The following is a 13,386-nucleotide window of genomic DNA, read 5'->3' as shown; positions in this document are numbered from 1 at the left end:
TTTTGCATGACCTGCGATTAGCGGCTCAGCTCACCGCCAATGGTTTGCCGCGCACGATGTCCTGCAGGAAGCGATCCGCCGGCATCGGGTGACCGAGCAGATAACCTTGCAGCGAATCGCAGCCCAGTTGCGTCAGGAAATCCTGCTGCGAATCGGTCTCCACACCTTCAGCCACGATGCGCAGGCCCAGCGCCTGACCGAGGGCGACGATCGCCGAGACGATGGCCGCGTCATCGCTGTCGTGCTCCAGATCGCGGACAAAACCGCGATCGATCTTCAGCTCGTTGGCCGGCAGACGCTTGAGGTACATCAGGCTCGAATAACCGGTGCCGAAGTCGTCGATGGACAGGTCGACGCCCATGTCGGACAGCTCCTGCAACACCGTCATGCTCGCGTCGGCGTCGCTCATGGCGGTAGTTTCGGTGATTTCCAGGGTCAGGCTGTTGGCCGGCAGATGGTGAGTCGCCAGGGCTTTGGCGACGCTGCGCACCAGCCCTGTATGGCAGAACTGCAACGCCGACAGGTTCACCGCGATCCGCCAGTCGGTGTAGCCCAGCACATACCACTCGCGCATCTGCCGGCAGGCTTCGTTGAGCACCCACTCGCCAATCGGAATGATCAGCCCGGTCTTCTCCGCCAGATCGATGAACTTGTCCGGCATCAGCATGCCGTGGGTCGGATGTTCCCAGCGCAACAGCGCCTCGGCACCGACCGGACGACCGTCAGCCGCATGGAATTTGGGTTGGTAATGCAGGCTGAACTCACTGTGTTCCAGCGCTGCGCGCAAGTCCTGCAGTAATTGCAGTTGCTTGCGCGCGTTGCTGTTCATCGAAGCGTCGAAGAAGCTGTAGCCGTTCTTGCCGCCGCCCTTGGCGTGATACATCGCGGCGTCGGCGTTCATCAGCAGTTCCTGGGCGCTCTGGCCGTTGCCCGGGTACAGGGCGATGCCGACGCTGGCGGAAATCTGCAGCTCATGTTCGGCGACCCGGAACGACTGCGCGATCAGGCCGACCTGACGCGCGGCCAGGCTCAATGCATCGTTGGGTTCGGTCAGGCGCACCAGCAGGACAAACTCATCGCCGCCGATCCGCGCCAGCGTGTCGAGACTGCGCAAATCTTCACGCAGACGTATTCCCACTTCGCGCAGCAACTGGTCGCCCATGTGGTGACCGAAAGCGTCATTGACCGGTTTGAAGCCGTCCAGATCGATGAACATCAGCGCAAAACAGCCGCCCTGCTCGTTGACCTTTTTCATCGCCTGATTGATCCGGTCGTCCAGCAGCATGCGGTTCGGCAGGCCGGTCAGGGTGTCGTGCAAAGCCAGTTGGGTGAGTTCGCGGTTGGCCACGGTCAACGAATGGGCCAGATCAGCCGTGCGGGCTTCGAGGCGGGCGTCGAGAATCGAGGTCAGCAGCGCGATGGCCAGCACCGCCAGCGTGGTGATCAGCACCAGATTGTCGAGGCCGTTGCCGTTCAGGCCGCTGAGTGCCGCACCGCAAAAACTGCCATCGGGAAACCGCGCCGCCGCCATGCCGGTGTAGTGCATGCCGACAATCGCCACGCCCATGACAATCGCTGCCCCGGCACGGAACAACCGCACGTAAGGCGACTGCTGACGCAGACGAAAGGCGATCCACAACGCTGCCGCCGAAGCGCCGACGGCGATCAACAGCGAGGCGCCGAACAGTGTCGGATCGTAGTCGATGCCCGGCTGCATGCGCATCGCGGCCATGCCGGTGTAGTGCATGGCGCTGATGCCGGCGCCCATGATCAACGCGCCAAAGGCCAGTTGCCAGGCCGGCAGTTTCGGCTGGCTGACCAGCCACAGCGCAAAACCGCAGGACAGCACGGCGATCAACAATGAGAGCGCCGTGATCGAAATGTCGTAACCGAGGCTGATCGGCAGCTTGAACGCCAGCATGCCAATGAAGTGCATCGACCAGACGCCGATGCCCATGGCAAACGCCCCGCCGGCCGTCCATAAATGCACGGCGCGGCCCTTGGCAGTGGCAATGCGCCCGGTGAGATCGAGCGCGGTGTAGGAAGCGAGGATCGCCACACACAGCGAAATGAAAACCAGCGTGAAGGAATAGCTACCGATGAGCATGAGAATTCTCGTGACCACCCCGCCGTACTGCGTCCGTTCTCAGCGGGGCCAAATGCGCCGATTGTACTGATTACACAGAAGAACGCACTGACAAAGTAATCAAATGGCCATCAAGCCGATGAAACGCTTGTTTGATCGTCTGACAAGGCTCTAGCCCGGCACTCGGGATTGATCATCTTTGCGGTGTGAGTGCCTGGACTCGAGCATTTATGGAACGCCTCGAGCATTCTCGGAATGCAGATGCCGTGTGCATTTTTAACCCCATGCAATCCCCCGGAGCTGAGACCGTTTATCGGAATATCCCTCCTACCTGTAAGTTCTGACAGTTGTGCGCGGTCGTCCCTGGATATCTGATAACTCATCGGCCCATTACTCGCCCACAGAGGGATCAGTCCATGCCTAGCTCAACGCCCCCTTCGCAATCCATGTTGGTACTGTTTCCAGCACGTATTCCACTTGCGACCGCTCCCATAATCGGGGCTCACTACGGTGTACTCCGGGCTATCTACGATTTGATGCCCAAGGGCTGTGAGGTAGTGGCTGACGCTTTTTTGGGGCAACAGCAAGGTGACGAAGTTCGTTTAAACCTGAACGGCCAGACCAATATCGCCCGTGCCACGACTCAGGGAACCAGTGATTCGGTCAAACTTTACATTCCCCATGGCCTGCTGATTCCAGGCATCGTCAATCGATTGACCTACACCGTGATACGCGGAAGTTCAAATCAGGGAACCTCTGAGCCACCTGTAGAAATCATTTATAACAAGGAGGGACCCGGTGAGCAGGACGTCACACCCGGCGACGGTGCAAATTCTTCTTTGAAGCTGCTGCTGCCGAAAGAAATCACGGACGGTGTCGGTCCGGGATTCACCGAAGCCATCGTGTGTGTGGAATATGCATGGTGCCGTGCGTATGACCATATTCGGCTCAATTGTAATGGCCATGATGTATTTCACACGGTCACTGAAAATCAGGCCCCGCCTCCACCCGCTCATGGTTCAGCCACTCCCACCCGGATCTGCTTCAAAGTCACCAGCGCCGATTTGAAAGACGATCCTGAGTTCATGTTTTCCTTTACGGTAAATGATCAACTCAAAAATGGTCCGGATTCTGATGCACCATGGTCAGCCGTCGAGAAAGTAGTTGTAGATCAGGCGGGCACACTGCTGGCAGCGCCTATCCCTCGAGAAATCCCCAGTGATACGAGCGATGACAAAACCACCATCAGTTTGAAGAAACTGGGAGCCAACCCGCTATCTCTGATCATTTTGACGCAACACCAACGTTTTGAGGCGGGTGACACAATCAAAGCGAAATACATCACCCGATTAGATGGCGTGCCGGATGAAATAACCGATGCAACTGGCGTTGTGGAAGAGGATGAACTGGGGCAGAAAAAGGCCTGCGTACTCAAGATTCCAAACGAGAAAGTCATCCCCAAAAGTACTGCACTGATGACCTACGAGTTGTTCAGAAATAACGTTTCGCAGGGGACTTCCAGAATCGCATCGGCAATTGTCGAAGCCTTTGTACCGCTGTCCGTTGACACTTCACTACTTCGGCTGAAGGGGTTAAAGGTCGTAGGCTCTTACCTAGGGACACCGAATGGTGTTGACGCAATTGATACCACCGCAACACGACTCCCGGTTGGTGGTGTTGAACCGTACACGTTCGAATCAACCTCCAATGCGTTTCAAGCAGCGGCTGATGGCAAGGTGACTGCCGTGTGGAATGGTACAGGCGAGATCGTCATACGTGACAAGGTTGGCAGTGAAGTCAGATACTCCGCGCATGCTGAGAATATCCATGCACTCCGTGTCTTCCATGGCGGATACCCGTGGACTTACCCGAAATATTCGGCTTGGATCAATCAGAATGGACATTTTGGGCTGACCGCCAACTTACGTGCAGTATTGCAACGGTGCTATTCATACCCATGGATCAAATGGGATCAACCTCAGCATCCCGAAGCCTGGACAGGCGCCGCTGCGGGCGAAGTTTACAATGACACGTCGAAAACTTTTTATACCGCGGACATTAACTCAAGCAAAGACTATGGGCTGGGTTTTTATAAAGTGCCTGCGATACCGGATACGGGATCGATGGGTGCGATGGGAATCGAGGAGCAAGATCAGGACATGTCGATTATTCAAGCACCTTTGCCAGAGTAAACCTCAAGGTCAGAGGAGTAACCCAAGCAGCGGTAGACCAATCTTCAATGGTCTACCGCAAAAGGCAGGGTGCCTGCTACATCCTGATAACAGCCCTGAGGGAGGTCAGATCACTGCACGCTATTCGCCGGGGTTTCCAGCTGCCCGTCCCAACCACCGCCCAACGCCGCGATCAACTGCACACTGGCGATCAAACGGCTCTGCAGGATATTCAGGACAGTGCGTTCATTGCTCAGCGCCGTCGCCTGAACCACCACCACATCGAGATAAGCAATCACTCCGGCCTTGTACTGGTTTTCGGTCAGGCGCAACGAATCCCGTGCTGCATCAAGGGCTTCCTGGCGCACGGCCGCTTCGTCTTCGTACACCTTCAACTGCACTAGATAGTTTTCCACTTCGCGGAAGCCATCGAGCACGGTCTGGCGGTATTTGGCCACGGTCTGGTCGTACACCGCTTCGGTGCGATCGACCTCAGCGGAGCGGATGCCGCCGTCGAATAGCGGCAGGGTCATTTTCGGCCCCACCGACCAGAAGCGGTTCGGCAGGCTGATCAGGTTCTGCGAGGTACTGCTGCTGTAGCCGCCGCTCATGCTCAGGCTAAAGTCCGGGTAATACGCGGCCTTGGCCACGCCGATGTTGGCGTTGGCAGCGATCACCGAACGCTCGGCCGAGGCGATGTCCGGGCGGCGCTCGAGCAACTGCGACGGCAGGCTCAGGGGGATCTGCGGCAGCTTGGGAATGTCCTGGGTTTCGGCAATGTTGAATTCGGCGGGCGGCTGGCCGGTCAGTACCGCGATGGCGTTTTCGAACTGCGCCCGTTGCCAGATCAGGTCCACCAGATCGCCTTGGGTGGTTTTCAGCTGGGTCTGCGCCTGCGCCACCGCGTCCCGCCCGGAAACCCCGGCGTTGTACTGGTTCATGGTCATTTTCAGCGAGCGCTCGTAAGCCGCCACTGTCGATTCGAGCAAACGTTTCTGCTGATCGATGACCCGCAATTGCAGGTAGTTCTGCACCAGCTCGGACTGCTGGCTCAGACGCATCGCCGCCAGATCGGCGTAGCTCGCCTGGGCGCTGGCTTCATTGGCTTCCAGGCCACGGCGCAATTTGCCCCAGACATCCGCTTCCCAACTCACGCCCAGTTGCGCGTTGTAGGTGTCACGAATACCGCTGGAGGAACTGCTCAGGCTTGAACTGCTGCTGCCGGTGCCCTGACTGGAGCGGGTCTTGCCAGCGCTTAGATCAACGCTCGGATAAAACGCCCCGCGCGCGCTGCGCACCAAGGCCTGGGCCTGACGGTACTGGGCTTCGGACTGGGCGACGGTCTGGTTGGAGCTGTTGAGTTTCTCAATCAGCTCGTTGAGCTGACGGTCGCCATACAGTTCCCACCAGGCACCGCGCGCCAGGGAGTCGCTCGGGTTGGCCTGGCGCCAGCCTTCGGCTTCCTTGTACTGGGCGATTTCGGCGGTCTGCGGGCGCTGGTAGTCCGGGCCGACGGCGCAGGCACTGAGCATCGCCACGCACAGGGACAGGCTCAGCAGGCGCGAGCCGCGAACGGTAGCCAGATTGATAAGCGAACGGTCAGTCATAGCGGAGTTTCCAGAGCAGCATCGGTGCGCACGCCACGCCATTTGTTGAAACGATGGCGCAGCTTGTCGAGATAGAGGTAAACCACAGGCGTGGTGTAAAGGGTCAGCACCTGGCTGAAGACCAGCCCGCCGATGATGGTCAGGCCCAGCGGCTGGCGCATTTCCGCGCCTTCGGCCCGGCTCAGCAGTAATGGCAAGGCGCCAAGGATCGCCGCCAGCGTGGTCATCAGGATCGGCCGCAAGCGTTGCAGACAGGCGCTGCGGATCGATTCCAGCGGCGCCATGCCTTGATGACGTTCAAGTTGCAGCGCCAGGTCGATCATCAGGATCGCGTTCTTCTTCACCACGCCAATCAGCAGGAACAGCCCGAGCAGCGAGATCAGGCTGAACTCGCCGCCCAGCACGTAGATCGACAGCAACGCGCCGACCCCGGCCGACGGCAGCGTCGACAGGATCGTCAGCGGGTGAATGTAGCTTTCATACAGCACGCCCAGCACCAGATACACCGCCAGCAGCGCACCAAGAATCATGAACGGCTGGCTCTTCTGGGTGGCGGCGAACGCATCGGCGGTGCCGGCCATTTTCACGATCACGTCTTCCGGCAGGCCGAGCCTGGCAATCGCCCGCTCGATGGCGGCGCTGCCCTGCTCCACCGTCACACCTTCGGCCATGTCGAAGGAAATGCTCTCGGAGGCGAACTGGCCTTCGTGGCTGACCCGGTCATCTTCCAGGCTGTTTTCATAATGAGCGAAGGTCGACAACGGAATCCGCGCGCCGTCGGCGGTAATCACCTGAACCTGCTTGAGCGTCACCGGATCCTGAGCGTATTTCGGATTGACCTCCATCACCACCTGATACTGGTTGAGGCTGTCGTAGATCGTGGAGATCTGCCGCTGGCTGTAGGCGTTGTTGAGCACCGCCGTGACCATTTCCATATCCACGCCCAGGCGCTTGGCCTGATCGCGGTCGACGATCAACGTCACCTGCTGCGCACCCGCGCCTTCGCGGGCGTCGATGGCGGTCAGCTCGGGCAAGGCCCGCAGCGCGGTGACCACTTTCGGGTACCACTCGCGCAAAGCGCCCAGATCACCACTTTGCAGGATGTAGCTGTATTGCGAAGTGGTCTGCTCGCGACCACCACCGAATTGCAGATCCTGGTCGGCCATCAGCATCAACTGCGCACCGGCCACCTTGGGCATTTCCTTGCGCAGGCGCTCGATGACTTTCTGCGCCGACAGGTTGCGTTCCTTGATCGGTTTCAGGCGTACCAGCATGAAGGCGTTGTTGGTGCCGTTGGTGCCACCGATGAACCCGGCCACACTCTCGACCGCTTCGTCCTTGAGCACGGCACGGCGGAAGACTTCCATTTTCGGCTGCATCACGCTGAACGACAGACCGTCGTCACCGCGCACGAAGCCGATCAACTGGCCGGTGTCCTGCTGCGGCATGAAGGTTTTCGGCACCACCACATAGAGAGCGACGTTTACCCCGACGGTGATGATCAGGCTCAGCAACGTCAGGCGACGGTGACGCAACACCCAGTCGAGGCTGGTGGCGTACTTGCCGACCATCCAGTCGTTGGTCCGGCGGCTCCAGCGTTGCAGACGGTTTTCCTCGCCCGGCGTATGGGGTTTGAGCCAGCGGGCGCAGAGCATCGGGGTCAGCGTCAGGGAAACCACCAGCGACACCACGATGGCCGCGGCCAGGGTGATGGAAAACTCGCGGAACAGACTTTCGATGATCCCGCCCATGAACAGGATCGACAGGAACACCGCCACCAGCGAGACGTTCATCGACAGCAAAGTAAACCCGACTTCCTTGGCCCCGAGGTACGCGGCTTTCATCGGTTTGACGCCTTCGTCGATGTGCCGGGAAATGTTCTCCAGCACCACGATGGCGTCGTCCACCACCAGCCCGGTGGCGAGAATCAGCGCCATCAGCGACAGGTTGTTCAGCGAGAATCCGTAGAGGTACATCACCGCAAAGGTGCCGACCAGCGACACCGGCACCGCCAACGTCGGAATCAGGGACGCGCGGAAATTGCCGAGGAACAGGAACACCACCAGAATCACCAGCGCCACGGCGATCAGCAGGGTCATTTCCGCTTCGTGCAGGGTGGCCTTGATCACCGGTGAGCGGTCCATCGCCAGGTTCAGTTTGACGCTGGCCGGCAGCACCGCCTGCAACGCCGGCAACTGCGCCTTGATCTCGTTGACCGTCTCGATGATGTTGGCGCCGGCCTGGCGGTTGATCACCAGCAGCACCGCCGCGTCATCGTTGAAGAAACCGCTGTTGTAGCGGTCTTCCACGCCGTCGCTGACCTTGGCCACGTCTTTCAGGCGCAGGGCCGCGCCGCCGTTGTAGTGGATGATCAGCGATTCGTAATCCTTGGCCTTCTCCAACTGGTCGTTGGCCTGGATCTGCCACAGACGCTGGTCGTCCTCGACCGAACCCTTTGGCCGGCGCACGTTGGCTTCGGCGATGGTCTTGCGCACATCGTCGAGCGCCACGCCGTACTGGTTCAGCGCCTGGGGTTCGAGTTCAATGCGCACCGCTGGCAACGAGCTGCCGCCGATCTGCACTTCGCCGACGCCCTGCACCTGGGACAGGCTCTGGGACAGAATGGTCGACGCCAGGTCATAGAGCTGGCCTTTTTCCAGCACATCCGAAGTCAGCGACAGCACCATGATCGGTGCCTGCGACGGGTTGACCTTCTTGTAGGTCGGCATGCTGCGCATCCCGCTCGGCAGCAGATTGCGAGAGGCGTTGATCGCCGCCTGCACTTCCCGCGCCGCGCCGTTGATGTCGCGGTCGAGATCGAATTGCAGAATCACCCGGGTCGAGCCCTGGCTGGAGCGGCTGCTCATGGTGTTGACGCCGGCGATGGCGCCGAACGAGCGCTCCAGAGGCGTGGCTACGGTGGACGCCATGACTTCCGGACTGGCGCCGGGCAGGCTCGCCTGCACCACGATCACCGGGAAGTCCATTTGCGGCAGCGGCGACACCGGCAGCAGACCGAAGCTCACACCGCCCAGCAGCATGATCGCCAGGCTCAGGAGCATGGTCGCCACCGGGCGCTTGATGAAAGGACCGGACAGGTTCATGGCTGTTCCACCGGCTCCACGGCCGAAGGAGCACGGCCCCAGCGCCGGCCGAGACGATCGAAGTACAGGTAGATCACCGGCGTGGTGAACAGCGTCAGCACCTGACTCACCAGCAACCCGCCGACCATCACCAGACCCAGTGGTTGACGCAATTCAGCACCGGAACCAGTAGCGAGCATCAACGGCACCGCACCGAACAGCGCAGCCAGCGTGGTCATCAGAATCGGCCGGAAACGCAACAGCGCCGCCTGATAGATCGCCTGCTCCGGCGCCATGCCCTGAGTGCGTTCGGCGTCGAGGGCGAAGTCGATCATCATGATCGCGTTTTTCTTAACAATACCGATCAGCAGAATGATGCCGATGATCGCGATCATCCCCAGGTCATTGCCGCTGAGCAGCAACGCCAGCAAGGCCCCGACTGCGGCCGACGGCAAGGTCGAGAGGATGGTGATCGGGTGAATGTAGCTCTCGTAGAGCACGCCGAGCACGATGTACATGGTCACCACCGCCGCCAGAATCAGCAGCAAGGTACTCGACAGCGACGCCTGGAACGCTTCGGCCGCGCCCTGGAACTGGGTCTGCACGCCGATCGGCATGCCGATGTCCTTCTGCACCTGCTCGATGATGTCCACCGCATGCCCCAGCGCCACGCCGGGTGCGAGGTTGAACGACATCATCACCGCCGGGAACTGGCCGATGTGGGTGATCGCCAGTTGTGCCTGCCGTTCCTCGACGTGGGCCAGACTCGACAACCGCACCTGCCCGCCATCGGTGGTCTTGACGTGAATCTGATCCAGCGCCTGCGGACCGATCTTCTCCCCGGCCTGAGCCTGCAGCACCACGCGGTACTGGCTGGCCTGGGTGTAGATGGTCGAGATCTGCCGTTGGCCGAACGCGTCGTACAGCGCATCGGTGATGTTCGACACCGACACACCCAGCCGTGAAGCGGCGTCGCGGTCGATCACCAGGAACACCTGCAAACCCTTGTCCTGCAAGTCGCTGGCGACGTCGGTCAATTCCGGACGCTGGGCCAGGGCCTCGACCAGACGGCCGCTCCACAGGCTGAGCAATTCGGAATCCGGCGACGACATGCTGAACTGGTACTGCGTACGGCTGACGCGGTCTTCGATGGTCAGGTCCTGCACCGGCTGCATGAACAGGCGGATGCCGACAAGCTTGTCCAGTTGCGGTTGCAGGCGGGCAATCACTTCGGTCGCCGTCAGATCACGCTGGCCATGGGGCTTGAGGTTGATCAGCAACCGGCCGCTGTTGAGCGTGGCGTTGTCACCGTCGACACCGATGTAAGACGAAAGGCTTTCGACCGCCGGATCTTCGAGAATCACCTTGGCCAGCGCCTGCTGGCGCTCGCCCATGGCGGCGAAGGAAATCGACTGCGGTGCTTCGGAAATGCCCTGGATCACCCCGGTGTCCTGCACCGGGAAGAAGCCCTTGGGCACCACCATATAAAGGAACACGGTCAGGGCCAGTGTGCCGATAGCCACCAGCAGGGTCAGCGGCTGGTGCTTGAGCACCCACTGCAACTTACGCCCGTAAGCGGCGATCATCCAGTCGATGAACGCGCCACTGGCGCGGTAGAAACGGCCCTGTTCATGTGGCTCAGGCTCACGTTTGAGCAGACGCGCGCACATCATCGGCGTCAGGGTCAGCGAGACCACCAGGGAAATCAGGATCGCCACTGCCAGGGTGATGGCGAATTCGCGGAACAACCGCCCTACCACGTCAGCCATGAACAGCAGCGGAATCAGTACCGCGATCAGCGACAGGGTCAGGGAAATCAGGGTGAATCCGATCTGCTTCGCGCCCTTGAGCGCCGCCTGCATCGGGCTGTCGCCCTCCTCGATGAAACGCGCAATGTTTTCCAGCATCACGATCGCATCGTCGACCACAAAACCGGTGGCGATGGTGAGGGCCATCAGCGTCAGGTTGTTGACCGAGAACCCGGCCAGATACATCACGCCGAACGTACCGATCAGCGACAGCGGCACGGCCACCGAAGGAATGATCGTGGCACTGGCACGCCGCAGGAACAGGAAAGTCACCATCACCACCAGCGCGATGGCGATCAGCAGTTCATGTTGCACGTCGGTGACGGAAGCACGAATGGTCTGGGTGCGGTCGGTCAGTACGACCACGTCGAGACCGGCCGGCAGGTTGTCGGTGATGCTTGGCAGCAGCGCCTTGATCCGGTCCACCACCTCGATCACGTTGGCGCCCGGCTGACGCTGGATGTTCAGCAGAACAGCCTGATTCTGGTTGGCCCACGCCGCCAGACGCTCGTTCTCGGCGCCGTCGACAATCTGCGCGACATCCTTGAGCCGCAGCGGCGCGCCGTTGGCGTAGGCCAGGATCAGGTTGGCGTAATCCTTGGGCGAGGTCAGCTGGTCGTTGGCGTCGAGCATCGACACCCGGGTCGGACCGTCAAAGTTACCCTTGGGCTGGTTGACGTTGGACGCACTGATCAGCGTGCGCACGTCCGACAGGTTCAGGCCGTTGGCCGCAAGCGCCTCCGGGTTGACCTTGATCCGCACCGCCTGACGCTGACCGCCGGCAATGCTGACCATGCCGACGCCGCTGATCTGGGCGATCTTCTGCGCCATGCGCGTATCGACCAGGTCATTGAGTTTGGGCAGCAGCATGGTTTTCGAGGTGATGGCCAGGGTCAGCACCGGGGTGTCCGCCGGGTTGACCTTGTTGTACACCGGCGGCGCCGGCAAGTCGGTCGGCAACAGGTTGGTCGCGGCGTTGATCGCGGCCTGCACCTGCTGCTCGGCGACGTCCATGTTGATGTCGAGGCTGAAACGCAGGGTCAGCACCGACGCGCCGCCGGAACTGGTCGAGGCCATTTGCGTGAGGCCCGGCATCTGCCCGAACTGACGTTCCAGCGGCGCGGTGACGGCGCTGGTCATCACGTCCGGACTGGCGCCCGGATACAGGGTCATGACCCGGATGGTCGGGTAATCGACCTGCGGCAAGGCCGAGACCGGCAGCAGGCGATAAGCGATCAGACCGGCCAGAACGATGGCCAGCATGCTCAGCGTGGTGGCGACCGGACGGAGGATGAACAGACGCGAAATGTTCATGCGCCCTTCTTGGCCTTGTCAGTGACGGTGGCGTCAGGCGCGGTGGCGGCGGACTTGCCTTGCAGGTGTTCGGTCGGAGTGGTCGGCACATCCTTGCTGTCGTTGACCACTTCCACTTCGCTGCCTTCCTTCAGACGGTCAGTGCCTTCCAGCACCACGCGGTCGCCGGCGGCCAGGCCTTCGGTGATCACGGTGTTTTCACCATCGCTGGCGCCGATCTTCAATTGGCGGATGGTGACTTTCTTGTCGCCGTCCAGCGCGTAGACAAAGGTGCCGTTGGTGCCGAACTGAATGGCGGCCGACGGAGCCAGCACCACACCTTTCAGGGTGTCAGCCAGCAGGTGAACGTTGACGAACTGGTTGGGGAACAGCGACTGATCGCGGTTCTCGTAGCGCGCCTTGAATTTCAGGGTGCCGGTGGTCACGTCGATCTGGTTGTCGAGACTTTGCAGTACACCGGTGGCTTGCAGTTTGGTGTCGCCACGATCCCAGGCCTCGGCCGGCAGTTTGGCGCCGCTGCGGTAGCGGGCGAGCACGGTTTCCAGGCTGTTTTCCGGCAGGGTGAAGGCCACGCTGATTGGTTGGGTCTGGGTGATCACCGCGAGGAACGTGGTGTCGTTGGCCGCCACGAGGTTGCCGACGTCGAGCTGACGCAGGCCGACGCGACCGGCAATCGGTGCGCGGATCTTGGTGAATTCGAGATTGAGCTTGGCGTCGTTGACCGCCGCTTGATTGGTTTTCACGGTGCCGAGGTATTGGCCGACCAGCGCTTCGGCGGTGTCCAGCGTCTGCTTGGCGATGCTGTCTTCCTTGTAAAGACCGCGATAACGCTCCACATCGACCTGGGCGTTCTTCAACTGTGCCTGGTTCTGCAGCAAGGTGCCTTCAGCCTGGAGCAAGGCGTTCTGGTATGGACGCGGATCGATCTCCGCCAGCAGGTCGCCGGCCTTGACCATTTGCCCTTCCTCGAAATAGATCTTTACCAACTCGCCGCCAACCCGGCTGCGCACATTGATGGTGTTGAGCGCCGTCACCGTGCCCAGCGCCTTGTAGTACAGCGGGAAGTCCCCGGTGACTGCCGGCGCCACGCGCACCGGAATCGGCCCGCCCGCCCCGCCGAAGCCCGGACGCATCATCCCCGAACGGCCGGTGTGGCCGGCCTGCGCCTTCTCGCCGCCCTCCTTGTGGGTCGAACCGGCGGGCCAGAATTTCCAGCACAGACCGGCAATGACCAGCAGGACAAGCAGGCTCAACAGCCAGCGACGGGAATTTCGGGAAGACGATTGCATGGAGTGATTAACCATTGGGCGCGTGGGC

Annotated in this window: 6 protein-coding genes; 1 reads left to right on the top strand and 5 read right to left on the bottom strand. The window is 60.8% G+C overall.

What is annotated here, in order from left to right; translation table 11 throughout:
• Window positions 1-25: 25 nt before the first annotated feature.
• Window positions 26-2,107 carry a bifunctional diguanylate cyclase/phosphodiesterase gene (locus tag LOY31_RS13695; RefSeq protein ID WP_258713507.1) on the bottom strand — a complete coding sequence of 694 codons (2,082 nt, stop codon included), beginning with the start codon at window positions 2,105-2,107 and terminating at the stop codon, window positions 26-28.
• A gap of 395 nt (window positions 2,108-2,502) precedes the next feature.
• Here LOY31_RS13695 and LOY31_RS13690 point away from each other — a divergent pair, with 395 nt between their 5' ends.
• Window positions 2,503-4,278: a hypothetical protein gene (locus LOY31_RS13690; protein ID WP_258713506.1), complete on the top strand. Its 1,776-nt coding sequence runs from the start codon at window positions 2,503-2,505 to the stop codon at window positions 4,276-4,278.
• A gap of 110 nt (window positions 4,279-4,388) precedes the next feature.
• Here LOY31_RS13690 and LOY31_RS13685 read toward each other — a convergent pair whose 3' ends face one another.
• Genes LOY31_RS13685 through LOY31_RS13670 form a run of 4 tightly spaced genes read right to left on the bottom strand, consistent with a single transcriptional unit; the run spans window position 4,389 to window position 13,373 of the window.
• Window positions 4,389-5,864 (bottom strand): efflux transporter outer membrane subunit, encoded by a 1,476-nt coding sequence (locus LOY31_RS13685; RefSeq protein ID WP_007955050.1) that lies wholly within the window; start codon window positions 5,862-5,864, stop codon window positions 4,389-4,391.
• Window positions 5,861-8,968, bottom strand: a complete 3,108-nt coding sequence (locus tag LOY31_RS13680) for an efflux RND transporter permease subunit (protein WP_007955052.1) — start codon at window positions 8,966-8,968, stop codon at window positions 5,861-5,863. The genes LOY31_RS13685 and LOY31_RS13680 overlap by 4 nt, the downstream gene beginning before the upstream one ends.
• Entirely contained in the window at window positions 8,965-12,069 is a 3,105-nt protein-coding gene (locus tag LOY31_RS13675) for an MdtB/MuxB family multidrug efflux RND transporter permease subunit (protein ID WP_085604098.1), read from the bottom strand. The genes LOY31_RS13680 and LOY31_RS13675 overlap by 4 nt, the downstream gene beginning before the upstream one ends.
• On the bottom strand, window positions 12,066-13,373 hold the full coding sequence (locus LOY31_RS13670; protein ID WP_258713505.1) for an MdtA/MuxA family multidrug efflux RND transporter periplasmic adaptor subunit: 1,308 nt from the start codon (window positions 13,371-13,373) through the stop codon (window positions 12,066-12,068). The genes LOY31_RS13675 and LOY31_RS13670 overlap by 4 nt, the downstream gene beginning before the upstream one ends.
• Window positions 13,374-13,386 lie beyond the last annotated feature (13 nt).

Origin of the sequence: Pseudomonas sp. B21-021 (genome assembly GCF_024749205.1) — a bacterium.
GTDB lineage: Bacteria > Pseudomonadota > Gammaproteobacteria > Pseudomonadales > Pseudomonadaceae > Aquipseudomonas > Aquipseudomonas paraglycinae.
Note: the sequence above shows the minus strand (reverse complement) of the source record. Positions and strands in the feature narration are given on the sequence as shown.